This window comes from Pseudoduganella sp. (assembly GCF_041914865.1).
In the GTDB taxonomy this organism is placed as follows: domain Bacteria; phylum Pseudomonadota; class Gammaproteobacteria; order Burkholderiales; family Burkholderiaceae_D; genus Rugamonas.
In genome coordinates this window covers 109,903-131,837 of the sequence record NZ_JAYSCO010000007.1, presented here as the reverse complement: position 1 = coordinate 131,837, position 21,935 = coordinate 109,903, and the positions used below count along the sequence as shown (strand labels likewise).

Here is a 21,935-nt window from a genome sequence, read left to right as displayed (position 1 = left end):
TTTTTTTGTCCCCATTTTTTTTGTCCCTGGCTTACATATCGGCGAAGCCGAGGCGGTCGGTGGTGGCGTGGCGCGCGTCTTCGAGGCTGACTTTCTTCTCGGCCAGCAGCTTGCGCAGGCATTCGTTCATGGTGTGGCAGCCAGGCGCGGCCTTGTGTTCCATCATGTTGCGCAGCTCGGCCACGCTGCCGCTTTCGATCACGGCGGCGACTTCGGGATTGACGGTCAGGCTTTCGGTGGCGAGGTAGTAGCGGTCGCCATCCAGTGCCGGCATCAGGGCCTGGCACAGCACGCCGCGCAGGGCATGCGCCAGGGCCTGGCGCTGCGGTTCGGTGTTGCCCAGCAGGCGGATCATCTTTTGCAGGCCGAGTTCGGTCGAGCGCGCATGCAGCGAGGCCAGCACCAGCGGGCCGGACTCGGCCAGAGCCAGCGCCTCATGCGCGGTTTCGGCGTCGCGGATCTCGCCGATCACGATCACGTCGGGGCGCTCGCGCAGCGCATCCTTGGCGCCGAGGTCGAACGATTCGACGTCGCCGTCATAGCCTACTTCGCGCTGGGTGATCACGCACTTGCGCTGCGGGATCAGGGTCTCCACCGGGTCTTCAATGGTGATGATGTGGCCGGAGCGGTTCTTGTTGATCTCGTCCAGCATGGAGGCGATGGTGGTCGACTTGCCCTGGCAGGTGTCGCCGATGATCAGCAGCAGGCCGCTCGACAGCTGGGCGAACTTTTCCTCGGCCGGACGCAGGCCCAGGCTCGACAGTGCTAGCGGTTCCTTCGGGAAGCGGCGGATCACGCAGCCCAGGCGCTTCTTGCCCTGGAACGAAAAGCAGTTGGCGCGGATGCGGGCGGTGTGCAGGTCGATGGCGCGGTCGAAGGCGCGGTCCTGGATGCGTTCGCGCCAGTTCGGCTCCACCACTTCAAAGAACTCTTCCAGTTCCTCGCGCGTGATCGGGGAATCGGTCACCGCCACTAGGCCCTTGGGCTGGCGCAGCAGCAAGGGGCTGTTCTGGTGGATCAGGATGTCGGAGAAAACCAGTTTGGAGTTCAGCAGGTGCAGGATTTGCTCGACGAGGGTGCCGAACACCGGGTGGTCTTCGTTCTCGATGTAGGAAAGGGTGCGAATTTGCGAGTGTTCCATGTGCCTGTGCTCTCCGGAAAGGTTCGCACGATTCTATTGCATTTGCCTTATGGAAGGTAAGTGGCTTAAGTACAACATTTATTTCGGATACTCAAAACCGGTGCGGATGTCATAGGGGAAGCTGCGGCCGCGTTCGGTCACCGTCAGGCGCTGCGGCGGCTCGTCGCCGGCCAGGGCGCGCGACTTGACGTGCAAGCCCTCGCCTTCGCGCATCAGCTTGTCGGACCGCTCATACACATTCGGACAACCCGTTTCCGCAATCAGCGCCTGCACGATAGCAATCTTCCATGCTTCCACTGCGGCCGACTGGAACTGGCACACCAGGTAGCCCTCTTTGCCGCCATAGCTGTGGACCAGCAGGCCGGACAGGCCGTCTTCATCGCCCAGCACGATCGGCACCAACGCATCCGGACGCGCCGCCTGCAGCACGTGGCTGCGGCGGGCGATAGCGGCACGCACGCGGCGTTTCACCATGGCGTGGTCGACTGGTTCGTCCTCGCGCAGGGTCCAGACGCGGGCGGCGATTTGCGATTTGGCATTGTAGGCAGCGCGCGCCAGGAATTTGCGGGAGGAGCTGACAACGGTGGCAGTGGCGCCCGGCTTGTTCTTTTCGGCGGGACGTCCGTCGACCCGTTCGATGGCGGACAGGTAAATATACGGGTCGCCGGCAAGGATGGAGGCTTCCTTGCCCTGTTTGATGATGATGGTAAGCATGGGCGAAATGATACAGGAGCGCCGCCCTGTCCCCGGGAAATGCATTCTATTCCCGGCTGCCAGCACCCTGTCGCATGGCGCAGGCGCCCGCCTGCCGGCTGGGATACGATCCAACCATCGAACAATGCATACCCGAGGAGAAACACGATGAAAATGTCTGCTGCAGTGCGCAATGCCCTGGTCGCCGCTTCCGTCTTTGCGGCCGTTGCCGCCCCGGTCACCCTGGTGTCGGCCTCGCCGCTGGGCTGGTTCGCCGGGGAACGCGTGCAGGGCAATGGCAATATTGCCAAGCAGGCGCGCGACGTGAGCAATTTCAGTGGCCTGGGCCTGGGCTTGCCGGGCAGCGTCGAGGTCCGCATGGGCAGCACCGAAAGCGTGACCATCGAGTCGGATGACAACATCCTGCCCCTGATTGAAACCGTGGTGGAGGACGGCACCCTGAAAATCCGCCCTGCCCGCCGCAACTTGCATCTCGACACGCGCAACCTGAAGGTGGTGGTCACTGCAAAGAAGATGGAGCGCATCTCGGTCGGCGGCTCGGGCTCCGTGGATGCCGAAGGGATTCGCGGCGGCAAGCTGTCGTTCGATGTCGGCGGCTCCGGCTCCATGAATTTGCGCGATATCGAAGGCGAGTCCGTGACGGTCTCCCTCGGCGGCAGCGGCAACCTGAAAGCCAGCGGCTCGACCGACAAGCTGAAGGTTTCGATCGGCGGTTCCGGCAAAGTCAGCACCGGCCAGCTGGCCACCAAGGATGTGGTGGTCAGCATCGGCGGCTCGGGCCAGGCGGTGGTGTGGGCCAAGCAGTCGCTGACTGTCAGCGTCGCCGGCTCGGGCGACGTGCGCTACTACGGCGAGCCGCAAGTGACCAAGAGCCTGATGGGTTCCGGCAGCGTCAAGCGTCTGGCGGGCGCCCCCAACTGACCGCAGGCGGCCCGTGGCAGCGACGCGTCATGGGCTTCCCTCTGCCAGCACGGCCGATATCGATTCGCCTGCGATCAGACGCGGCACCCAGCTCTCCAGTTGGGCCAGATCGGCGCTGGCAACTTTCGCTGCGAGGTGGCTTGGCAGGGCTTGCTTCTCGCACGCTTTGCCAAGTACATGGCGCAATGCTTCAAGCCGCCCCTCCTGCAGCCCTTCCTGACGCCCTTCCTGACGCCCTTCCCACCGCCCCTCCTGCCGCCCCTCCTGCCGCCCCTCCTGCCGCCCTTCTTGCCGGCCTTCCAGGTTCCCCTCTCGCTTGGCCTCAGCTCTTGCGGCCATAAACCTGATACATTCCGAGTCGCGCAAAGCCGAATCGATGATGTTGTTATAGTACTGCCACAAAGCCTCCTCGTCCTCCTCGGTCAGCTCGCGCGGCCGTGACTTCCGTTTCTGTTGCACCTTCATGATTTCCCCCTTGCCTGAGTCGAAGAGCTGCAGCCGCTCGTCTGCAACCCGGTTTATCTCGCGCCGCAATCCTTCGCTTGCCCTGGGCCATCCGAGCAGTGCCACCTGCGCCGACATCACGGCGTGAAGACTCTCGGCGCGCACCAGGCGGATCACATCAGCAATTACCGACTCGCCGGCAAACGCCTCATCGACCAGGAAGAACACTTGCTCTTCCTCCAGCGGCTTGGCCCACCAGGCCTGGCTCGCCCTGGCACGCGGCCATTTGCGGCGGCCTGAATAGACTACGACCGGCAGCAAGGTGAAAAGTTCCGTGCTTTTGTGCCGGGCATGCAAATCCTGCGACAGCAAGCCCGCATAGACCTGCACGCGTGGCAGCATTTGCCGGTCTACGGTGGATTGGAATTCGAGCAATAAATAGAACAGCGCGTCGCCACAGAAGATGCGCCACACCATATCAGCCGTGCGTTGCCGTGCCGAACTGCTGACAAAGCTGCAGTTCAGGCGCTCGAAGCCGCTGGCGCTCGCGGCCGGGCAACCCGGCACCAGCTCAAGCAGCGCGCGGACCAGCTCCGGAAAGCTGAACAGGCGCTTCAGGGCGGCGTCGTGTTGGTTGGGCATGCTTCGATTGTAGGAAGCTGCCGGGACAAGGCTTTGGGCTAGCGCAAAAGAATACGCCCCGGCTGGCGGGGCGCTTGCGCTGAAGGCGGGGGATCACTGCAATTTCGGCGGCGTGTACGACAGCGGTTTGACCGGCACCTGCACCGTCACCGTTTCGCGTTTCTTGTCCTTCTTCTCGAACACCAGGGTCATGGGTACGGTTTCCCCGGCTTTCATCTGGCGCTTCAAGTCCATCATCATGATGTGGTAGCCGCCAGAAGCCAGGGGCACAGTCTTGCCCGCCGGCAGGTCGATATAATCCACCGCCGACATCATCATGCGGTCGCCCTGCATCGACATCTGGTGGATTTCAACGATGCCCGCCGCTGGCGTGCTCACCTCAACCAGCCGCGCGTCCTGCGCCGACTGCAGCCGCATGAAGGCCCCCGTCGCCTGGCCAGCCGGCACGGTGGCCCGGATCCATGGTTCACGCACGCTGATTTGCGCCGCTGCCGATGCTGCAATGGCAAACAGCATGGCCGCCGCAAAAAACTGCTTTTTCATATTCCACCTCAATCGAATGCAGGCGGAAATTATAGCTTAGCGCCCTGCTTCCAGCGCAGCCGCCTGCTGGTTTGCCGCGCGCGTCCGCATGGCCGGCGAAGGATGGTAGAGGCTACGGAAATTCGGCGACTGGCTGTTGCGTTCCAGCTTGCGGAAAAAGCGCGCCAGTTCGGCCGGCTTCCAGCCGGCGCGCGCCGCCAGCCGCATGCCTTCGCGGTCGGCTTCTTCCTCCTGTACAAAGTTGAACTGCGCCAGCTTGCGCATCAAGCCATAGTCGTGGTCGATGGCATGCTCCAGTTCCGCATACGGGCGCGCGGCCCGATGCGGCTCCAGGCGCAGGGCTTCCTCTGCTTCGCGCAGGTTATGCAGCAGGACCACATGCGCCATTTCATGCGCCAGCAGCATGGCCAGTTCCGCATCGTTCAGCACCAGCCGCTCCACGAACGCGGCGCCGACCAGCAGCTTGCCGCCCGCCATGGCAAAAGCGTTTTCCGTCTCGTCGGACGTGGTGTGCAGCTCCCACTGCCAGCCGGCGGTCTCCGGATAGTCGCGCTTGGCCTGCTCGACCAGGGTGCGGGCAATGGCCGCCACGCGCGCCGCGAAGCGGGGATTGTCATCCAGGCGGTGGCCGGCGCGCAGTTCGGCCAGGTGTTCCTCATACAGCTTTGCGGCGCCCGCCATGACCTGGGCCTGCGTCACCTGCGGCTCCCCTTGCGCCAGCGCCGCCCCGCCCAGCATGAGCAGCAAGGCGGCAATGGCAGCGCGGGCAGCCGGGGCGCGCATATCAGGCCTTCCAGACCTCGCGCGGGATTTCCACGGTGGTTTCGCCGTCGGTCAGCCAGATCTGGCCATCCTGGATGGTGCATTGCAGCTGCATCGAGCGCTGCGCCATCTTTTCCAGCTGGGCGCTGGCTTCCGCGTCGATGTTCACCACGCTCACGTTCTTGGCGCGATCGATCTTGCTGGCCAGCTGCTTCCACCAGACATGCGAAGCGGAGCTGTAGGAGTACACCATCACTTTTTCCGAGCGGCCGGCCGCCTTCAGCAGGCGGCGCTCGTCCGGCTGGCCGACTTCGATCCAGAGCTGGATCGCGCCGGTCAGGTCCATCTGCCACAGGTCGGGTTCTTCGGTATCGGAGATGCCTTTGGCGTTCACCAGCGCCTCGTCGGCGTGGATGGCGAAGGCCACGATGCGGATCATCAGGCGTTCATCGGTCTCGGACGGATGGCGCGCCAGGGTCAGCGAATGGGTTGCGTAGTAGTTGCGGTCCATGTCCGCGATGGACAGTTCCGCCTTGTAGATCGTCGATTTAAGAGCCATTACTTATTACTTGAAAATTACAGTACGGTCGCCGTTCAGCAAAATGCGGTGTTCGACAAACCATTTGACCGCGCGCGCCAGCACCACGCATTCCACGTCGCGCCCGATCGCAGTCAGTGCGTCCGAATCCATGGCGTGGTCCACGCGTTCCACGTCCTGCTCGATGATCGGGCCTTCATCCAGGTCGCCGGTCACGAAGTGGGCGGTAGCGCCGATCAGCTTCACGCCGCGCTTGTGGGCCTGCGCATACGGCTTGGCGCCCTTGAAGCTGGGCAGGAAGGAATGGTGGATATTGATCGCCTTCCCTTTCAGGCGCTCGCACATCGAGGGCGACAGGATCTGCATGTAACGCGCCAGCACCACCAGGTCCACCTTGTGCGTTTCCATCAGCTCGGCCACGCGCGCTTCCTGCGCCAGCTTGGCCGATTCGGGCGCGCCGGTCGCCAGCGGCAGGTGGTGGAACGGAATATTATAGCTGGCCGCCAGCTGGTAGAAGTCCATGTGGTTGGAGACGATGGCCGGGATCTCGACCGGCAGCAGCCCGCTCTTGTAGCGGAACAGCAGGTCGTTCAGGCAATGGCCGATCTTGGACACCATCAGCATCACGCGCGGCTTGGCGTGCGCATCGTGCAGCGCCCACTCCATGCCGAGGGCTGCGGCCACGCCGGCGAAGTCATCGCGCAGCATGGCATCGCTGACGGCCGCGTCTTCGCGCGCAAAATGCACGCGCATGAAGAAGCGTTGCGTTTCCGCGTCACCAAACTGGGCGGAATCGATGATGTTGCACCCATGCTCGGCCAGGAATCCGGATACGCGATGGACAATGCCGCGCTGGTCGTGGCAGGAGAGCGTGAGGATGTATTCTGGGTGGATCATGGCATGGTCAGTTCATGGATGGGTCAATATTGTCGCATGAACATTGCCACCTCCGGCAAAATACGGAATAGAATGACCGTACTATTTTACAAAAGGAGACAGTATGGAGAATACCCAGTTCCGCCTGGCCGCCCGCCCGGTCGGCATGACCAAGGACAGCGACTGGCAAGTCACGCGCGAAACCGTGCGCGAACTGGCCGACGGTGAAGTGCTGGTCAAGACCCACTACCTGTCGCTCGACCCCGCCATGCGCGGCTGGATGAACGAAGGCAAGTCCTACATCCGCCCGGTGGCGATCGGCGAAGTGATGCGCGCCGGCGGCCTGGGCGAAGTGGTGGCCTCGAAATCGCCGCGCTTTGCCGTGGGCGACCAGGTGGCCGGCGGCCTGGGCGTGCAGCAGTACTGGATCGGCGCCGCCGACGACCGCAGCGCCGCCCTGGTTAAGATCGACACCCGCCTGGCGCCCGCCACCACCTGGCTCAACACCCTCGGCATGCCCGGCATGACGGCCTACTTCGGCCTGCTCGAAGTGGGCCAGCCCAAGGCCGGGGAAACCGTGGTGGTATCGGGCGCGGCCGGCGCCGTGGGCCAGACCGTGGGCCAGGTCGCCAGGCAGCTGGGCTGCCGCGTGGTCGGCATAGCCGGCGGCAAGGAGAAGTGCGACTTCGTCGTCAATGAGCTGGGCTTCGACGCCTGCATCGACTACAAGGGCGGCGACGTGCGGGCCGGCCTGAAGGAACACTGCCCAAATGGCGTTGACGTATACTTTGATAACGTTGGTGGCGACATCCTCGATATCGTGCTCACGCGCATTAACCTGAAAGCCCGCATCGTCGTGTGTGGCGCAATTTCCCAATACAACAACACGACGCCGGTCAAGGGGCCGGCCAACTACCTGGCCCTGCTGGTCAACCGCGCACGCATGGAGGGCATGGTGGTGTTTGATTACGCCGACCGCTACCACGTAGCCGTTGCCGCGCTCGGCAAATGGCTGCAGGAAGGCAAGATCAAGAGCCGGGAAGATGTGGTGCGCGGCATCGAAAACTTCCCGCAGGCGCTGAACATGCTGTTCGAAGGCAAGAACTTCGGCAAGCTGGTGCTGCAAGTGGCCTGATCCCTTCCCCTGCGGCTCCTTGGCGCGGCCTAACCGATGCAAAGGAGCCAGCATGAGCCAGCAAAGCAACAGCGCCACGGACAACGATGCCGTGGCGCTCCTCACCTCTGACCACGACAAGGTCAAAAGCCTGTTCCGCGAGTTCGAACAGTGCGACGCTTCCCACCAGGGCCTGAAACACGACCTGGCGCAGCAAATCTGCATGGACCTGACCATCCACGCCACCATCGAAGAAGAAATTTTCTATCCCGCCGTGAGCGCCGAAACGGGCATGCGCGAGGAAGTCGACGAAGCGCTGGAGGAACATGCCAGCATCAAGGAGCTGGTGGCCCTGATCCGCGGCATGGCCAGCGGCGACAGCGAACTCGATGGCACGGTGCAGAAGCTGAAGGAAAGCGTGGAACACCATGTCACCGAGGAAGAACAGGAACTCTTCCCCGCCGTGCGCGATAGCGATGCCGACCTGGTGGAACTGCGCGAACAGCTGCAGGACCGCAAGGAAGAACTCGAACACGATTTCGGCGCCGCCCCGGTGCGCGGCAATAATACCGCCGAAGCGGAAGGCGAGCGTTCCGCCACCGGCCAGGCCGGTTCCTGAAACAAACGAAAAAAAGTTTGAACTTTAGCGCCACCCTCCCCTCCAAGCCCTAGAAGCAGCCACGGCGCTGCTTCCAGCCCGGGCCTGCGCCCGGTTCATGGGCACTTTGAGGGAGGTGGATGATGGCAACGCACGACGAACAGGCAAGGACCGGCGCCAGCAAGCGCGGCTTCGCGGCGATGGATAAAGAGACCCAGCGCATGATCGCCAGCAAAGGCGGCCAGGCCGCCCACCAGAAAGGCACGGCGCACGAATTCACACCGGAAGAAGCGCGCCGCGCCGGCCAGAAAGGCGGCGAGGTCGTCAGCCGCAACCGCGAACATATGGCGGAAATCGGGCGCAAGGGCGGCGAAAGCCGGCAAACGGCGCGCAATGGCAACCGGCAAGGCGCCAAGCCGGACGGCGAGCCCAACCCCGGCTAACGGTCCGGCACGCCTAGTCAGGCACGCCGATGATCACGCTGGAGGCTTTGAACAGGGCTGTCGCTTCCATGCCCACCTCCAGCTCCAGCGCCTGTTCGCTGTCGCGCGTGACGGTGGCGGCAACGGTGCCGCCACCGGGCAGGGCAATGCTCACTTCGGAGTTGACGGCGCCCGGCTGCACGCGGCACACCGTGCCGCGCAACTGGTTGCGGGCGGACAGTTTGCTGCCCTGCCCGGTTGCCAGGATGATCGACGAAGCCTTGACCAGCGCAAACGCGGCACTGCCTTCGCGCAAGCCCAGCGCTTCGCTGCTCTCCTGCGTGATGATGGCCACGATTTCCTGCCCGCCGACAATACGCAGCAGGATTTCATCATTGACCGCACCGCGCCTGATGGCCGTCACGGTGCCGGAGAACTGGTTGCGCGCACTGGTCTTCATTTTCATCGTCTGCAACAGGAGAAAGTCGTCGGCCAGCCCCTGCGCCTGCCGGCTCAGGTGCTGCATGAACACATTGTGTTCGTATTCAATGCGGCGGAAATTCGCCACCAGCCGGGCGCCGCGCTGCGTCAGCCGGGTGCCGCCGCCGCCCTTGCCGCCGGCTGAACGCTCCAGCAGCGGCTCGCCGGCCAGGTTGTTCATGGTGTCGATCGCATCCCAGGCCGCCTTGTAGCTCATGCCGATCGCCTTGGCACCCTGCGTGATCGACCCGTGTGATGCGATGCTGGCCAGCAGCGCCACCCGCTGCTGGCCGCCAAAGTCCTGGCCATCGAGCGTGATCCGCACCTCGCCCCGCAGCCCGACTTCCTTGCTCATGGCCCGCCCTCCCCGGCCACGCGGCCGTCCGCCATCGTCAATACCTGGCCGCCGAAGGTGGCGGCATCGTCCGGGTCATGCGTGATCAGCAGCATCGGGATATCGAGCCGGCGCTGCAGCGCGTCGAGCTCGCCGCGCATGCGCACCCGCAGCGCCGGATCGAGCGCCGCGAAAGGCTCGTCCAGCAGCAGCGCCGCCGGCTCGCACACGATGGCGCGCGCCAGCGCCACCCTTTGCCGCTGGCCGCCCGACAGCTCGGCCGGGCGCTGGTGCGCCACCTCGGACAGGCCGAACGCCTCCAGCCAGTAGCGCACCGCCGCCGGCTCGCCGCGCGGCGCCGGGTTGAGCCAGCCGCGCCGCAGGCCGAAGCCGATGTTCTGCCGTACATTCAGGTGCGGGAATAAGGCATAGTCCTGGAACAGGTAGCCGACGCGCCGCTGCCGTGCCGGCACATCGATGCCGGTGCCGCTGTCGAACAGGCGCCGGCCATCGAGCTCGATCAGGCCGCTGTCCGGGCGCGACAGGCCGGCAATTGCCTTCAGCATCTGGCTCTTGCCCGCGCCGGAAGCGCCGTAGATCACCACGCGCTTGCTGGCCGTTTCGAACCGCGCATCGAGCTCGAAAGTGCGCTGGCCGGCGCGCAAGGTTTTGCGGATGGCGACGCGGATCGTCATGCCGCCCCCTGCGCACGGTTCGGCGCCAGCCGGTTGGCCGCCACCAGCACTGCGATGCAGGTGAGCGAGGTCACCAGCACCAGCAGGTTGGCCGTGTCGTCCTGCCCGGCCTGCACCGCCTCGTACACGGCGATCGACAGGGTCTGGGTCTTGCCCGGTATGCTGCCGGCCACCATCAGGGTTGCGCCGAATTCCCCCATGGAACGGGCAAAGGCCAGCAAAGTGCCGGCCAGCACGCCGCGCCAGGCCAGCGGCAGGCTGACGCGTAAAAACACCCCGAACGGCGGCACGCCCAACACGCGCGCCGCCTGCTCCAGCTGCACGTCGACCGCCTCGAAGGCCGAGCGCGCGCCTTTCAGTACCAGCGGGAAGGCCACCACCGCCGCCGCGACGACGGCGCCTTGCCAGGTGAAAATCAGGTTGATGCCGAAATTGTGCTGCAGCCAGTGCCCGATCGGCCCATTGCGCCCGATCAGCACCAGCAGGTAATAACCGAGCACGGTCGGTGGCATCACCATCGGCAGGGTCAGCAAGGCATCAAGCAGCTCGCGCCCGGGAAAGCGCTTGCGCGCCAGCAGGTAGCCCAAGCCCAGGCCCAGCACCAGGTCGATCAGCGTGGCCCACAACGCCACCTTCAGCGACAGGCCAAGCGCAACGAGCGCAGCATCCATCTACGACCGCCCTTCCTTACTGCTTGCCAAAGCCATGGCGCGCCAGGATCGCCTGGCCGCTGGCCGACAAGATGAACTCTGCGAAGCCGCGCGCCCCGGCCGCGTTGGGTGCCTCCTTCAGCACCGCCAGCGGGTAGGTGATCGGCGTTGCGGTCGGCACCGCCAGCACCGCGCGCACCTTGCCGGCCTGCGAGGCGACGTCGGTCTGGTACACCAGGCCCGCCTCCACCTCGCCGCGCGCAATGTAATCGAGCGCCTGGCGCACGTTGGTGGCGAATACGAACTTCGGCTCCAGCGCCTGCCACTGCCCCGCCTTCTCCAGCGCCGACCGGGCGTAGCGGCCAGCCGGCACGCTGGCCGGATTGCCGGTGGCCAGGCGCTGCACGCCAGGCTGGCCCAGGTCGGCCAGGGTGCGCCATTGCAGGCTGCTGGCTGCGGGCACCGCCACCACCAGGCGGTTGCTGGCGAAATCACGCCGGGTGCCCGGCGCCACATGGGCCTGGGCCTTGTCCATCGCTTCCTGGTCGGCGGAGGCAAACACGTCGACCGGGGCGCCTTTGGCGATTTGCGCCACCAGCGCATCGGACGCGCCAAAGTTCAGCAGGACCTTATGTCCCGGATGGGCCACTTCGTAGGCTGCCGCCGCCTCGCGGAAGGCATTGTTCAGGCTGGCCGCCGCCGAAACCGTAATGTCGGCGGCCGCCACCTGCCCGGCCGCGCACAGCGACAGCCATGCGGCGGTGATACGTTTCATCAGCAACCCTTTCCATTAGCGCAATATACTCGATTATATAGCGCAATGCCGGGCCGCTGTCTACGGTGGTCGAGCAGTCAGGGGGCCGCGCCCTGCCGGCGCACGATCCAGGCCTTGGCCGTGGGTGTGATGCCCTGGTCGTAGCCGCCCAGCACCAGCACCTCCCCCGACGGCAGCGCGGTGGTGGTGCCGAACTGCCAGGCCGCGCCAAGCGAACCGCTGGCGCGCTCGAAATGGCGCGCGCCGGGGCGCCATATTTCCACGTCGCCGGCGCCACCAGCGATCATCACCGCGCCGTCCGCCAGCACCACGGCCGAGGACGGGATCTTGTAGCGCGGCGATTGCAACCGCGGCCCGGGCGCAAAGCTATTGGTCCCGGGGTCGAAAATGTCGGTGCTGGCCAATAATTGCCGCTCATCGTCCCCGGCCGAACCGCCGATGACCAGCACACGGCCATCGCGCAGCGCCACCGCCGCATGCTTGTAGCGCGGGCTCGCCATCGCGCCAACCGCCGTGAATTTGCCGCTGCGCGGATCGTACACTTCGGCAGAAGCGGTAGCGCGCCCCTTGGCCTGCAAGCCGCCGGTCAGCAGCACACGGCCGTCGGCCAGGCGCACGGAGGCATGGTTGGTGCGCGGCAGCGTCATGCCGGCAGCGGGCGTAAAGCGCTGCGTCGCCACGTCGTAGAATTCCGCGCTGGCCACCGGCTGGTTCAGGCCGGACGCGCCGCCCGCCACCAGGATGCGGCCATCATCCAGCGCCAGCACGGCCGCGTCCAGGCGCGGCACCCGCATCGGCGGGCCGGCCACGAAGGCCGCTGCGCGCGCGTCGAAGATCTCGGTCGAAGCCGTGGCGCCGCGCCCGGTCCAGCCGCCCACCACCAGCAGGCCGCCGCCAGGCAAGGCCGCCGTGGCATGGCTGACGCGCGCCGTGCGCATGGGCGGCGCAGGACGGAAACGGCGTTGCGCGATATCGTAGAACTCATTCGATGACTGCAGGGCGTCGCAGCTGTTGGCCGAGCAGCCGCCGATCACCAGCAGCCGCCCATCGCCGACGAAGGCCGCCTGGTGCACGGCGCGCGCGCTCGCCATCGGCTGTATCGGCTCCACCACCCACTGCGCGGCCAGAGCGGCCAGCACCGCGGCGGCGGCCATGTCAGGCTACCCGGCTGACGTCGGGATGGCTGGGGCGCGCATCCTCGTGGAACAGGTCGCCGAGGTACAGCGCCAGGTCGCCCTCCTCGACATCGGGCGGGATCACGAAATCGGCCGCGCGGCGCTTGCCGTCCGAACCAGGGTAAAACGCGGCCCATTGGCTGCCGCGGCGTTCGATATGAACGCGCGTGCCGAACACATTGAACTTGATCGCCATTCACAGCTCCTCGATGCGTAGGGCGCCCGACGCCAGCGGGCGCACGAGAATATTGTACACATCGATATCGAAGCGGGGCTGGGCGGCCGCGCGCGCCTTTCCGCCGCGCGGCGCCTTACCCGCGGCTGCCGCCACACCAAGGTAGCACCAGCCATCGACCATGGCGCGCTGGCGCAAGCCGGCGGATTCCTCGACGATAGCCACCGGCCCGGGAAAGGGCCACGGCGTCACGCGCAAAGGCTCCAGCGCCAGCCGCACCCGCGCCGCATGGTCGGCGGCCGTTTCCTCGCCGGTGCATGCGCCCTGGCAGCGCGCCACCTGGCGTGCAAAGCATGGCCGGCCCGGCATCCCCTTCTCCAGCCCGCTGGCCACCGTGCACAGGCCGCGCGCATGCACCACGTCGCGCAGGGTTTCGATAGCGGCCTTGCGGCTGCCGAACAGGCCGAACAGCTGCAGCGCGCGCGCAAAATCCAGCTCGCGTGCGAAGACGATCTGCGGCACCTCGCCGGCCATGCTGATGGCGCACATTTCGCGCTGGCGGCGCAGCTTCTGGTTGAAGACCGGCTGGTGGCGCTTCACCAGTTCCGCCTCGCGCAGCAAGGCGCAGATCTCGCCGCCGGTGCGTTCGAAATCGATGCTGGCCGTGCGCGCCAGCATCTGCATCTCCTCCGCCGTGCGCATATGCGACAGCACCCGCGCGCGGATGTTCACGCTCTTGCCGATGTACAGCGGCGTGCCGGCGCCGTCGCGGAAGAAGTAAACGCCCGGCAGCGAAGGCAAGGCATCGATGCATTCTCGGGGGATGTGGGCGGGATAGCTGAAGTTCAATGCGGGGTCGCTGACCACCAGCAGTCCCACCGAATTGACGTGGGTGCGCATAGCCTCATGATACCATTCGCCCCGCCATGAAATACCTCAGCGCTTACTCAGAACAGACACTATCGCAAGTCCGCCAGGTGATGGAACAGGGACGCCTCGGCGAGGTGCTGGCGAAACGTTATCCAAAAGCCCACGATATCCGCACCGACCGTGCGCTGTACGACTACGTCCAGGAGTTGCGCGCCGAGCACCTGCGCAATGCGGCGCCGATCGATAAAGTGGCCTACGACAGCAAGATCCACGTGATCAACCACGCGCTCGGCCTGCATACCTCGGTCTCGCGCGTCCAGGGCGGCAAGCTGAAGGCCAAGCACGAAATCCGCGTCGCCACCATGTTCAAGGAAGTGCCGCTGGAGTTCCTGCGCATGATCGCGGTGCACGAACTGGCCCACGTCAAGGAAAAGCAGCACGACAAGGCCTTCTACAAGCTATGCACCTACATGGAACCGAACTACCACCAGTACGAGTTCGACCTGCGCCTATACCTCACCCACCTCGACACCCCAGGCGGCGAGAAGCTCTGGTAGCCGGCGCTTCAGCAGCCGGGCAGCCAGCTGCATCTGCACGCCGTACACGATCAGCGCCGCCAGTCCACCCATGCCGGGGTGCAGGCCGTAATACATCGCCACATAGAGCATGGCCGCCAAGAGCGCCACGGCGCTCAGCACGTACACGGGTTTGCGCATCGCATCGCGCATGGCCACATTGACGGCATGGTGGGCCTGCGGCAGCGGCAGCCGGTCCAGTGCCGGGAACCAGCGGCGCCAGAGCGGCATGAGCAGCGCCCGGTGCGCAAGGCGTTTGGGGCGCTGCGCGCGGGCCGCCGCCAACTGCTCGTCGGCGTTTGGCCCGCTCATTTCAGGCGCTCCACCAGCGCGGCCGGATCGGCCTCGACCCGCACCAGCGCGGCGTGCTGCGGCTTGATGAAGCCTTCGTCGCGGGCATGGTCGATGAAGCCGACCAGCTTGTCGTAGAAGCCGTCCACGTTCAGCAGGCCGACCGGCTTGTTGTGGATGCCAAGCTGCGACCAGGTCAGCATCTCGAACAGTTCTTCCAGCGTGCCCATGCCGCCCGGCATGGCGATAAAGCCGTCCGCCAGCTGCGCCATCATGGCTTTGCGCTCGTGCATGTCCTTGACGATGAACTGGCGCGTCAGGCCGGTGTGGCCCACTTCGCGCTCCACCAGTGCGGTCGGAATTACGCCGGTCACTTCGCCGCCCAGGCGCAGCACTTCGTCGGCGATCACGCCCATCAGGCCCACGTTGCCGCCGCCGTACACCAGCGACAGGTTCTGTTTCACCAGTGCCGCAGCCAGGGCGCGCGCCTGCTCGGCATAGCACGGGGAGACGCCGGCATTGGCGCCGCAATACACGCAAATCGATTTCATTTGAGTTTCTTCAGGTATTCTTCGGACAGTTTCTGGAACAGCAGGCTGGTTTCGCCGCGCAGGTAAGGGCCGACCTGGGACAGGACCTGGTAGCAGCCGCGCGCCAGCGCATCGGCCATCGACTGCTGCTCGGAGTATTTGCGCGGGTTGCGCACGTACTCATAGGACAGCCAGTAGGTCGCCACCACCACCATGTTGACCGACATGGCATCGATCGCCATGTCATGCGCTTCCAGCGAACCTTCGCTGCGCAGGTCCAGGCACAGGTTGCGCGCCACCTTGATCTTGTGCGCCAGCAGTTCCTTGAACTCCAGTTCCAGCTTGCGGTTGCGCGACAGCAGGTCGTTCAGGTCGCGGTAGAAGAAGCGGTAGCGCCAGATCAGCTCAAACATCAGGTGCAGGTACAGCCACACGTCCTCGATATTCGAGCGCCGTCCGCTCGGCACCTGCAGCATGCGCTCCGCCTCGGCCTTGAACTGGACAAAGATGGAGTTGACGATGTCGTCCTTGTTCCGGAAATGGTAATAGAGGTTCCCCGGGGAGATATTCATCTCCTCGGCAATAACAGTGGTCGTGATATTGGGCTCGCCGAACTCGTTGAACAAGCGCAGCGAGAGTTCCAGGATGCGTTCGCGGGTTCGTCTTGGCGCTTTTTGTAGCATAAAAGGGGAAGCTCTATTGATTCCCCTGCAAGGATATCACTATTAGAAGTTTTCCAGAAGTTACGCTTTTTTCGCTGTGGCCTTTTTGACGGGCTTTTTCGCCGCCGCTTGCAATTCCTCCACCTGGCGGCTCAATTGCTCGACGCGCTCGATCAGGGCGTTGATGTCCTGCCGCATCGGCACACCGATCGCGTGCAGGGCCCGCGTCACACGCTCCTCAAACACTTTTTCCAGGGTGTCGACTGTTTCGCGCACGTGGCCGGCGCGGTCGCCCTCCACCGCCCGGGCGCGCTTTTGCAGGTCGGTGAAAGCGCCCAGGCCGGCTTTCCAGATTTCCTGCGCCGAGTCGCGGACTGCCTTGGTTAGCCGTTCTTCGCTTTCCTCAAACGATTTGCTCTTCTTACCCATGGCGGCGGCTCCGGTAATTGTCTGAATAGCATTGTACGGCGCACACTCTAGAACCGGGCTTCTAATGCGTTCTACAATGGCCGCATGGGGCCGAAAATCCTGTGGGTGCTGCTGCCGTTGGCGGTGTATGCCGCCCTGCTCGCGCTGGCCTGGCGCGGCAAGGCGCCGTCACGCCTGGCCCTGAACGTGCACAGCAGCCTGCTCTTGATGGCCTACCTGCTCACCACGGCCGGCCTGGGCCTGTTCTGGGTCGCCAGCCAGCAGCTGCCGGTGTTCGACTGGCATTACCTGTTCGGCTACGCCACCTTGCTGCTGCTGTCGCTGCACCTGTTCTTCAACCTGCCCACCGCCCTGCGCTGGCTGCGCCAGCGGCGCCCCGCCGCAGCCGCGCCGCAAGGCCCAGGGCCATGGCGCCCGAGCGCCCGGCTGGCCGCCGTGGCCGGCGCCCTGGCACTGGCGTTTGCCCTCGGTGCGCACTGGGGCGGACGCGGCGCCGGGCCGGCAGGGCCCGGACCGGCGGCCGGGCCGCTGGACGGCGTGCAGACCGTACTGCAGTACCATGCCGCTTCCAGCTCCTCGCGCAGCGCCGTGTTCGGGCACGCGCCGCCGGTCGACTGGGGCAGCCAGCCGGCACCGTTCAAGTCGTATCCGGCCCTGCCCCAGATCGCCCTGCCGCGCGCGGCGCCCGCCATCGATGGCGCCCGCTCGCTGGGCGCAATGCTGCGCGCCCCGGCCGCGGCGCGCGGCCAGGCGCCGCTTGACCTGGCGGCGCTCGGCCAGCTGCTGCACCTGACAGCGGGCATCACCGCCCGGCGCGGCGGCCTGGCCTTGCGCGCCGCGCCGTCTTCGGGCGCCCTGTTCCCCGCCGAACTCTATTTGCAGGTGCGCCGCGTGGATGGCCTGCAGCCGGGCCTGTACCACTTCAATGCCGATGCGCACCGCCTGGCGCGCCTGGGCGACCTGCCCGCCAGCGCCGGCCAGGAAGCGCCTGACCTGCTGCTGGTGGTGGGCGCCGTATTCCAGCGCACCGGCTACAAATACCGCAACCGCGCCTACCGCTATGTCGCGGCCGACCTCGGCCACCTGCTGGAGAACGCCCGGCTGGCAGCGCACTACGTCGGTGCGCACGCCGCGCTGCCCCTGCTCTTCGATGAAATGGCGCTGGCGCGGATGTTCGGGCTGGATGGCAGGCAGGAGGGTGTCATCGCCGTGGTCGCAGTCAATGGCCAGGCTGGCGGCGCCGCCAGCAGCGCAGCGCCGAGCGCCGCCGCCTCGGCGCTTGACCTCGGGGTGACAGGCGCCGTCCACGAAGCCACTTCCCTGGCCCCGCAGCCCGCGCTGCAACCCGGCGCACGGCCGCCGGCCGATGCCGGCGCGATAGTGGCGCTGCCGCCCGGCGCACCGGCGGCCATGGACCTGGCGCGCGCCATCCTTGAGCGCCGCAGCCAGCGCCGTTTCACGACGCAGCCGCTGCCGCTGCCCGCGCTGGCCGCCATGCTCCAGGACATGGCGCAAGCGCCCCTGCTGTCCGGTGCGCTGCAGGCCGACCTGGTGGTCAACCGGGTGGAAGGCATCCGTCCCGGCATCTACCGCTACCTGCCCGCCCGCCACGCCCTGCAAACCGTGGCGCTGGGCGACTTCGCCGCGCAGGCCCGCAATGCGGCCCTGGACCAGGACGTGATCGGCGATGCCGCCGTCGTGCTGCTGCTATCGGCCGACAGCGGACAAGCGCTGCGCCATGGCGCGCGCGGCTACCGCATGGCCTTCCTGGAGGCCGGCCTGATGGGGGAACGCTGGCTGCTGGGCGCCGTGGCGCGCGGCCTGGGCGCCTGCCCGGTCGGCGCCTTCTACGACGAGGAGGCCGCGCAGTTGGTCAAAGCCCCGGCCGGGCGCTGGGTGCTGCATTTCGCCGCCCTGGGCCGGACCGCGCCCGATTAGTGCAGCTGCGGCGCGCGCAGCTGCGAATGCAGGCGGAAGCCCTCGCGGATATTCTCGCGCAGCACCGCACCCTTCCACGGCTTGGTGTAGAAGCGGTCAATCGCGCCATGGTTGATGGCGGCCATGATCGGCGTCAGGTCGGCGTAAGCCGAGAGCATGATGCGGAACGTATCGGGCGCCAGGTTCTTGACCCGCTCCATGAATTCGGTTCCCGTCATCATTGGCATGCACTGGTCGCACAGGATCACCTGCACCCGGTGCCGCGCCAGCACATCGAAGCCCTCCGCCGCCGTCTGCGCGGTCAGGATGCGGTAGCCGTCCTGCGCCAGGAAGTCGCTCAGCACGTCGAGCATGAACGCGTCGTCGTCGACGATCAGCAAGGTTTGCTGATCCAGGATGTTCTCATCGGTCGGGGCCTGCAGGTGCCGCCCTTCGCGCAGCATCTGCACGAAATCCGGCTCCTGCAAGGGACGGCTGAAGTAATACCCCTGCATCTCGTCGCAGTCGTGGCGCCGCAGGTAGGACAGCTGGGCATCCTTCTCCACCCCTTCCGCAATCACCTTCAGTTTCAGGCTGTGCGCCATATTGATAATGGCCAGCACAATGGCCGCATCGTCCGGGTTGCTGGTCACCTCGCGCACGAAGGCGATATCGATCTTCAGCTTGTCGATCGGGAAGCGCTTCAGGTAGGCCAGCGAGGAATAGCCGGTGCCGAAATCGTCGATCGAAATCTTCACCCCCAGCGCCTTCAGGTTCTGCAGCACCGTGATGGTTTCCTCCGCATTCGACATCAGCGAGCTTTCGGTCAGCTCCAGCTCCAGCAGCTCGGGCGCGATATCGTTCTCCTTGATGGCGCGCATCACCTCCTCTTCCAGGCCGCCGACGAAGAACTGGATGCCGGACACGTTGACCGACAAATGCACCGCCCCCACCCCGCTCTTGCCCCATTCGGCGATCTTGCGGCAAGACTCCTGCAGCACCCAGGTGCCAACGCGCACGATCAAGCCGGTTTCCTCAAGCAGCGGGATGAACAGCGCCGGCGACACCATGCCGTGCCCCGGCCGGTTCCAGCGCAGCAGCACTTCGGCGCCGCTGATGCGGCCGGTGGCGATGTGCACCTTGGGCTGGTAGAACAGCACGAATTCATTATTGTCGATGGCGCGCCGCAGCGCGTTTTCCATATCCAGGCGCGCCAGCGATTGCGCATTCATCTCCGCCGTGAAGAAGCGGAAGGCGTCGCGCCCCGCCTCCTTGGCGCGGTACATCGCCGTATCGGCGTACTGGATCAGGGTGTCCGGATCGCTGCCATCCTCCGGAAAGACCGAAATGCCGATGCTGGCGGTCACGGTCACCTCGTGCCCCTTCAGGTCGAAGGGCTGGCGCATCGCCTCGCGGATCTTGTCCACCACCGCAATGGCGTTCTGCGCCCCTTCCGGCAGCATCAGGATGGCGGCAAACTCGTCGCCGCCGAAGCGGCCGATGGTATCGCGCACGCGCAGGCATTCCACCAGGCGGCTGGAGAACTGGCGCAGCAGCTCGTCGCCAATGGTATGGCCCAGCGTATCGTTGATGTTCTTGAAGCGGTCCATGTCGAGGAACAGCACCGCCAGCGCCCAGCCATGTTCGGCCGCCTGCTTGAGCGACAGGGTCAGCGAGTCGTAGAACTGGCTGCGGTTGGGCAGCCCGGTCAGGGTGTCGAAGTGGGCCAGCTTGAGCAGGCGCCGCTCGGCCTCCTTGCGCTCCGTGATGTCGCGCGCCACCGCCACCAGGATCCAGTTCTGGCCCGAACGCAGCGTGCGGCGCTGCACCTCCACCGACAGCGGCGCGCCATCCTTGCATTCGAGCAGCAGCTCCGCCATCGCCCCGCTCTGGTCGCCCGCCAGCAGCTTGTCGTACAGATCCTGCAACGGCTGCAGGGCGGCATCCGGCGCGCGCTCCGGCCCCACTTTCAGGAAATCCTCGCGCGAGAAGCCCAGCATGCGGCAGGCGGTCACGTTGACGTCGATGAAGCAGCTGTTGGCGCGGTCGACCAGGAAGATGGCGTCCGCCGTCGCATCCATGGCGAGGCGGAAGCGGCGCAAGTCCTCGTCCAGGCGGATGCGCGCATTCATGTCCAGCTGCAGCTGGGCGTGGTGACGCCGGATCTCCTCATACAGCAGCAGGTTCTCGTAAGCGACCGAGATCTGCGCCGCCACCGTCACCGCCACCCGTTCGTCCACTTCGTTGAATTCGTCGGAACCCAGTTTATCCACCAGGTACAGCCAGCCGTGCACCCGCTCGCGCGACGCGATCGGCACGCCAAGGAAGGAGTGGATCGGCGGATGCGCGGCCGGCAGCCCGATTTCGCGCGGGTCGCCGCCCAGGCGGCTCATGCGCACCGGCTGGCGCTGTTTCAGCAGGCTGTCCAGGATGCCGGCGCGCGGCTGGGACGCTACCACCTGCGCCTGCTCGCCCACGCCGCACGAGGCGAAAAAGCTCGCTTCCTGCGCTTCCTGTTCCAGCACGCCGATGCAGGCAAAGCGCGAGACGCAAATGTTCTGCGCCACCCGCACGCCGATTTCCACCAGCGCCTGCGCATCGCGCTCGGCGCCCAGTTCAATCCCCAGCTCGATCAGCGCCGTCAGGCGCAGGCTCACGGCCTGCAGGCTGGAGAGGGAGCGCGACAGGCGCTCGGTCATCTGGTTCAGGTGTTCCGGCTCGGTCTCCTGTGCTTCGCCGTTGTTGGCGATGCGGGTGATCAGCTGGCTGCTCGACTCCACTTCGTCGATGTACTTGGCCACCTTGTGCTCGATGTCGAACAGCCTGCCCTGGCTGGGCGGCTCGGGGGCGAAGGCCGGCAGCACCTCGTCCTGGGCCTGCATGCCCAGCGCCTGGTGCACTGTTTTCAGGATCACGTCGGGATCGGACGGTTTGGGCAGCACCCAGCGCACACCGCACGCCTCGGCCACCGCCATCGCCTCGCGCTCGCGGTAGGTGGCGGTGTAAAAGATGATCGGCACCTGCGCCAGCTCGGGCTTGCTGCGGATGCGGTTGACGAATTCGTAGCCATCCATGTTCGGCATCAGGATATCCGAGATCACCAGGTCCGGCTTCTCGCTCTCCATCACCTTCAAGCCCTCGATGCCGCTGGAGGCTTCCAGCAGGCGGTGGCCGCTGTAGCCGAGAAGCGTCATCAAGAACTCCCGGTTAAGCACATGGTCGTCGACGATCAGGATCGTCGCGATGTCGTTCTCGTTACGGGGCGACATCTCCCCCGGCAAAAAAGACTCGATCTGGGCCACAAAGGTATCGGGTTCGATCGGTTTGCCGATATAGCCGTCGAAGCCGGCGGCCAGCAGCTTTTCGCGGTCGCCGACCATGGCCAGCGCGGTCACCGCCAGCGTCGGGATGTCTTTCAGGGCCGGCTCCTGCTTCAGCTGCGCCACCACGCCATAGCCATCGAGCTTGGGCAGGTGGACATCGCAGATGATCAGGTCGGGCACCTCGCGCCGCGCCGCCGCCACGCCCTCCTCGCCGTTGTGGGCGAGCAGCGGCTGGTAGCCAAACGCGCGGAGCAGGTACACCATCAGCTCCATATTGGTAGGGTTGTCTTCGATAATCAGGATGCGTGCTGACATTGGTACTCCTGTCGCTGTGTCGCC

The 21,935-nt window shown here is 65.7% G+C and carries 25 protein-coding genes; 6 read left to right on the top strand and 19 right to left on the bottom strand.

What is annotated here, in order from left to right:
• Positions 1 to 31: 31 nt before the first annotated feature.
• On the bottom strand, positions 32 to 1,141 hold the full coding sequence (locus ACE3TQ_RS05605; RefSeq protein ID WP_374580978.1) for a type IV pilus twitching motility protein PilT: 1,110 nt from the start codon (positions 1,139 to 1,141) through the stop codon (positions 32 to 34).
• Positions 1,142 to 1,219: 78 nt separating this feature from the next.
• Entirely contained in the window at positions 1,220 to 1,855 is a 636-nt protein-coding gene (locus ACE3TQ_RS05600) for an SAM-dependent methyltransferase (RefSeq protein ID WP_374580977.1), read from the bottom strand.
• 147 nt (positions 1,856 to 2,002) lie between these two features.
• Between ACE3TQ_RS05600 and ACE3TQ_RS05595 the strand changes: the two genes are divergently transcribed.
• Positions 2,003 to 2,776 (top strand): head GIN domain-containing protein, encoded by a 774-nt coding sequence (locus ACE3TQ_RS05595; RefSeq protein ID WP_374580976.1) that lies wholly within the window; start codon positions 2,003 to 2,005, stop codon positions 2,774 to 2,776.
• Positions 2,777 to 2,803: 27 nt separating this feature from the next.
• Here the strand turns inward: ACE3TQ_RS05595 and ACE3TQ_RS05590 are convergent, their stop codons facing one another.
• The 5 genes from ACE3TQ_RS05590 to purU form a co-directional block, all read right to left on the bottom strand.
• Complete coding sequence (locus ACE3TQ_RS05590; protein ID WP_374580975.1) at positions 2,804 to 3,862, bottom strand: Rpn family recombination-promoting nuclease/putative transposase; 1,059 nt, start codon at positions 3,860 to 3,862, stop codon at positions 2,804 to 2,806.
• A gap of 93 nt (positions 3,863 to 3,955) precedes the next feature.
• On the bottom strand, positions 3,956 to 4,405 hold the full coding sequence (locus tag ACE3TQ_RS05585) for a copper chaperone PCu(A)C (protein ID WP_374580974.1): 450 nt from the start codon (positions 4,403 to 4,405) through the stop codon (positions 3,956 to 3,958).
• A gap of 36 nt (positions 4,406 to 4,441) precedes the next feature.
• Positions 4,442 to 5,188: a M48 family metalloprotease gene (locus ACE3TQ_RS05580; RefSeq protein ID WP_374580973.1), complete on the bottom strand. Its 747-nt coding sequence runs from the start codon at positions 5,186 to 5,188 to the stop codon at positions 4,442 to 4,444.
• Position 5,189: 1 nt separating this feature from the next.
• Positions 5,190 to 5,726 (bottom strand): YaeQ family protein, encoded by a 537-nt coding sequence (locus tag ACE3TQ_RS05575; RefSeq protein WP_374580972.1) that lies wholly within the window; start codon positions 5,724 to 5,726, stop codon positions 5,190 to 5,192.
• Between the two features lie 6 nt (positions 5,727 to 5,732).
• The gene (gene purU, locus ACE3TQ_RS05570) at positions 5,733 to 6,602 is read right to left on the bottom strand and encodes a formyltetrahydrofolate deformylase (RefSeq protein WP_374580971.1); all 870 of its coding nucleotides are present in this window, start codon (positions 6,600 to 6,602) and stop codon (positions 5,733 to 5,735) included.
• A gap of 103 nt (positions 6,603 to 6,705) precedes the next feature.
• Here purU and ACE3TQ_RS05565 point away from each other — a divergent pair, with 103 nt between their 5' ends.
• The 3 genes from ACE3TQ_RS05565 (at position 6,706) to ACE3TQ_RS05555 (ending at position 8,736) form a co-directional block, all read left to right on the top strand.
• Positions 6,706 to 7,716: an NADP-dependent oxidoreductase gene (locus tag ACE3TQ_RS05565; protein WP_374580970.1), complete on the top strand. Its 1,011-nt coding sequence runs from the start codon at positions 6,706 to 6,708 to the stop codon at positions 7,714 to 7,716.
• A 52-nt stretch (positions 7,717 to 7,768) separates the two neighbouring features.
• Positions 7,769 to 8,314, top strand: a complete 546-nt coding sequence (locus ACE3TQ_RS05560) for a hemerythrin domain-containing protein (protein WP_374580969.1) — start codon at positions 7,769 to 7,771, stop codon at positions 8,312 to 8,314.
• Positions 8,315 to 8,433: 119 nt separating this feature from the next.
• Entirely contained in the window at positions 8,434 to 8,736 is a 303-nt protein-coding gene (locus ACE3TQ_RS05555) for a KGG domain-containing protein (RefSeq protein ID WP_374580968.1), read from the top strand.
• A 13-nt stretch (positions 8,737 to 8,749) separates the two neighbouring features.
• Here the strand turns inward: ACE3TQ_RS05555 and ACE3TQ_RS05550 are convergent, their stop codons facing one another.
• From ACE3TQ_RS05550 to ACE3TQ_RS05520, 7 genes are all read right to left on the bottom strand, one after another.
• The gene (locus ACE3TQ_RS05550; protein ID WP_374580967.1) at positions 8,750 to 9,550 is read right to left on the bottom strand and encodes a TOBE domain-containing protein; all 801 of its coding nucleotides are present in this window, start codon (positions 9,548 to 9,550) and stop codon (positions 8,750 to 8,752) included.
• Complete coding sequence (locus tag ACE3TQ_RS05545) at positions 9,547 to 10,224, bottom strand: ATP-binding cassette domain-containing protein (protein WP_374580966.1); 678 nt, start codon at positions 10,222 to 10,224, stop codon at positions 9,547 to 9,549. The genes ACE3TQ_RS05550 and ACE3TQ_RS05545 overlap by 4 nt, the downstream gene beginning before the upstream one ends.
• On the bottom strand, positions 10,221 to 10,895 hold the full coding sequence (gene modB / locus ACE3TQ_RS05540; protein ID WP_374580965.1) for a molybdate ABC transporter permease subunit: 675 nt from the start codon (positions 10,893 to 10,895) through the stop codon (positions 10,221 to 10,223). The genes ACE3TQ_RS05545 and modB overlap by 4 nt, the downstream gene beginning before the upstream one ends.
• 16 nt (positions 10,896 to 10,911) lie before the next feature.
• Positions 10,912 to 11,649, bottom strand: a complete 738-nt coding sequence (modA, locus tag ACE3TQ_RS05535; protein WP_374580964.1) for a molybdate ABC transporter substrate-binding protein — start codon at positions 11,647 to 11,649, stop codon at positions 10,912 to 10,914.
• Positions 11,650 to 11,726: 77 nt separating this feature from the next.
• Complete coding sequence (locus tag ACE3TQ_RS05530; RefSeq protein ID WP_374580963.1) at positions 11,727 to 12,803, bottom strand: Kelch repeat-containing protein; 1,077 nt, start codon at positions 12,801 to 12,803, stop codon at positions 11,727 to 11,729.
• Between the two features lies 1 nt (position 12,804).
• On the bottom strand, positions 12,805 to 13,020 hold the full coding sequence (locus ACE3TQ_RS05525; RefSeq protein WP_374580962.1) for a hypothetical protein: 216 nt from the start codon (positions 13,018 to 13,020) through the stop codon (positions 12,805 to 12,807).
• A complete protein-coding gene (locus ACE3TQ_RS05520) occupies positions 13,021 to 13,899 on the bottom strand; it encodes an endonuclease (protein WP_374580961.1) in 879 nt (292 codons plus the stop codon).
• 26 nt (positions 13,900 to 13,925) lie between these two features.
• Between ACE3TQ_RS05520 and ACE3TQ_RS05515 the strand changes: the two genes are divergently transcribed.
• On the top strand, positions 13,926 to 14,426 hold the full coding sequence (locus ACE3TQ_RS05515; protein ID WP_374580960.1) for a YgjP-like metallopeptidase domain-containing protein: 501 nt from the start codon (positions 13,926 to 13,928) through the stop codon (positions 14,424 to 14,426).
• Here ACE3TQ_RS05515 and ACE3TQ_RS05510 read toward each other — a convergent pair.
• Genes ACE3TQ_RS05510 through ACE3TQ_RS05495 form a run of 4 tightly spaced genes read right to left on the bottom strand, consistent with a single transcriptional unit; the run spans position 14,379 to position 16,356 of the window.
• Positions 14,379 to 14,756: a hypothetical protein gene (locus tag ACE3TQ_RS05510; protein WP_374580959.1), complete on the bottom strand. Its 378-nt coding sequence runs from the start codon at positions 14,754 to 14,756 to the stop codon at positions 14,379 to 14,381. The two genes, ACE3TQ_RS05515 and ACE3TQ_RS05510, sit on opposite strands and share 48 nt — an antisense overlap.
• Entirely contained in the window at positions 14,753 to 15,286 is a 534-nt protein-coding gene (locus tag ACE3TQ_RS05505) for a TIGR00730 family Rossman fold protein (protein ID WP_374580958.1), read from the bottom strand. Before ACE3TQ_RS05505 ends, ACE3TQ_RS05510 begins: the two co-directional genes overlap by 4 nt.
• Positions 15,283 to 15,948 (bottom strand): TetR/AcrR family transcriptional regulator, encoded by a 666-nt coding sequence (locus ACE3TQ_RS05500; protein WP_161025081.1) that lies wholly within the window; start codon positions 15,946 to 15,948, stop codon positions 15,283 to 15,285. Before ACE3TQ_RS05500 ends, ACE3TQ_RS05505 begins: the two co-directional genes overlap by 4 nt.
• 60 nt (positions 15,949 to 16,008) lie before the next feature.
• Positions 16,009 to 16,356 (bottom strand): phasin family protein, encoded by a 348-nt coding sequence (locus tag ACE3TQ_RS05495; protein ID WP_374580957.1) that lies wholly within the window; start codon positions 16,354 to 16,356, stop codon positions 16,009 to 16,011.
• Between the two features lie 84 nt (positions 16,357 to 16,440).
• Here ACE3TQ_RS05495 and ACE3TQ_RS05490 point away from each other — a divergent pair, with 84 nt between their 5' ends.
• On the top strand, positions 16,441 to 18,294 hold the full coding sequence (locus tag ACE3TQ_RS05490) for a SagB family peptide dehydrogenase (RefSeq protein ID WP_374580956.1): 1,854 nt from the start codon (positions 16,441 to 16,443) through the stop codon (positions 18,292 to 18,294).
• Here the strand turns inward: ACE3TQ_RS05490 and ACE3TQ_RS05485 are convergent.
• The gene (locus ACE3TQ_RS05485; RefSeq protein ID WP_374580955.1) at positions 18,291 to 21,911 is read right to left on the bottom strand and encodes an EAL domain-containing protein; all 3,621 of its coding nucleotides are present in this window, start codon (positions 21,909 to 21,911) and stop codon (positions 18,291 to 18,293) included. The genes ACE3TQ_RS05490 and ACE3TQ_RS05485 overlap by 4 nt on opposite strands.
• Positions 21,912 to 21,935: the final 24 nt, after the last annotated feature.

Excerpts from the sequence above, each read along its gene's own strand:
- ACE3TQ_RS05605 (WP_374580978.1), bottom strand. The coding sequence starts at position 1,141 with ATGGAACACTCGCAAATTCGCACCCTTTCCTACATCGAGAACGAAGAC.
- ACE3TQ_RS05600 (WP_374580977.1), bottom strand. The coding sequence starts at position 1,855 with ATGCTTACCATCATCATCAAACAGGGCAAGGAAGCCTCCATCCTTGCC.
- ACE3TQ_RS05595 (WP_374580976.1), top strand. The coding sequence starts at position 2,003 with ATGAAAATGTCTGCTGCAGTGCGCAATGCCCTGGTCGCCGCTTCCGTC.
- ACE3TQ_RS05590 (WP_374580975.1), bottom strand. The coding sequence starts at position 3,862 with ATGCCCAACCAACACGACGCCGCCCTGAAGCGCCTGTTCAGCTTTCCG.
- ACE3TQ_RS05585 (WP_374580974.1), bottom strand. The coding sequence starts at position 4,405 with ATGAAAAAGCAGTTTTTTGCGGCGGCCATGCTGTTTGCCATTGCAGCA.
- ACE3TQ_RS05580 (WP_374580973.1), bottom strand. The coding sequence starts at position 5,188 with ATGCGCGCCCCGGCTGCCCGCGCTGCCATTGCCGCCTTGCTGCTCATG.
- ACE3TQ_RS05575 (WP_374580972.1), bottom strand. The coding sequence starts at position 5,726 with ATGGCTCTTAAATCGACGATCTACAAGGCGGAACTGTCCATCGCGGAC.
- purU (WP_374580971.1), bottom strand. The coding sequence starts at position 6,602 with ATGATCCACCCAGAATACATCCTCACGCTCTCCTGCCACGACCAGCGC.
- ACE3TQ_RS05565 (WP_374580970.1), top strand. The coding sequence starts at position 6,706 with ATGGAGAATACCCAGTTCCGCCTGGCCGCCCGCCCGGTCGGCATGACC.
- ACE3TQ_RS05560 (WP_374580969.1), top strand. The coding sequence starts at position 7,769 with ATGAGCCAGCAAAGCAACAGCGCCACGGACAACGATGCCGTGGCGCTC.
- ACE3TQ_RS05555 (WP_374580968.1), top strand. The coding sequence starts at position 8,434 with ATGATGGCAACGCACGACGAACAGGCAAGGACCGGCGCCAGCAAGCGC.
- ACE3TQ_RS05550 (WP_374580967.1), bottom strand. The coding sequence starts at position 9,550 with ATGAGCAAGGAAGTCGGGCTGCGGGGCGAGGTGCGGATCACGCTCGAT.
- ACE3TQ_RS05545 (WP_374580966.1), bottom strand. The coding sequence starts at position 10,224 with ATGACGATCCGCGTCGCCATCCGCAAAACCTTGCGCGCCGGCCAGCGC.
- modB (WP_374580965.1), bottom strand. The coding sequence starts at position 10,895 with ATGGATGCTGCGCTCGTTGCGCTTGGCCTGTCGCTGAAGGTGGCGTTG.
- modA (WP_374580964.1), bottom strand. The coding sequence starts at position 11,649 with ATGAAACGTATCACCGCCGCATGGCTGTCGCTGTGCGCGGCCGGGCAG.
- ACE3TQ_RS05530 (WP_374580963.1), bottom strand. The coding sequence starts at position 12,803 with ATGGCCGCCGCCGCGGTGCTGGCCGCTCTGGCCGCGCAGTGGGTGGTG.
- ACE3TQ_RS05525 (WP_374580962.1), bottom strand. The coding sequence starts at position 13,020 with ATGGCGATCAAGTTCAATGTGTTCGGCACGCGCGTTCATATCGAACGC.
- ACE3TQ_RS05520 (WP_374580961.1), bottom strand. The coding sequence starts at position 13,899 with ATGCGCACCCACGTCAATTCGGTGGGACTGCTGGTGGTCAGCGACCCC.
- ACE3TQ_RS05515 (WP_374580960.1), top strand. The coding sequence starts at position 13,926 with ATGAAATACCTCAGCGCTTACTCAGAACAGACACTATCGCAAGTCCGC.
- ACE3TQ_RS05510 (WP_374580959.1), bottom strand. The coding sequence starts at position 14,756 with ATGAGCGGGCCAAACGCCGACGAGCAGTTGGCGGCGGCCCGCGCGCAG.
- ACE3TQ_RS05505 (WP_374580958.1), bottom strand. The coding sequence starts at position 15,286 with ATGAAATCGATTTGCGTGTATTGCGGCGCCAATGCCGGCGTCTCCCCG.
- ACE3TQ_RS05500 (WP_161025081.1), bottom strand. The coding sequence starts at position 15,948 with ATGCTACAAAAAGCGCCAAGACGAACCCGCGAACGCATCCTGGAACTC.
- ACE3TQ_RS05495 (WP_374580957.1), bottom strand. The coding sequence starts at position 16,356 with ATGGGTAAGAAGAGCAAATCGTTTGAGGAAAGCGAAGAACGGCTAACC.
- ACE3TQ_RS05490 (WP_374580956.1), top strand. The coding sequence starts at position 16,441 with ATGGGGCCGAAAATCCTGTGGGTGCTGCTGCCGTTGGCGGTGTATGCC.
- ACE3TQ_RS05485 (WP_374580955.1), bottom strand. The coding sequence starts at position 21,911 with ATGTCAGCACGCATCCTGATTATCGAAGACAACCCTACCAATATGGAG.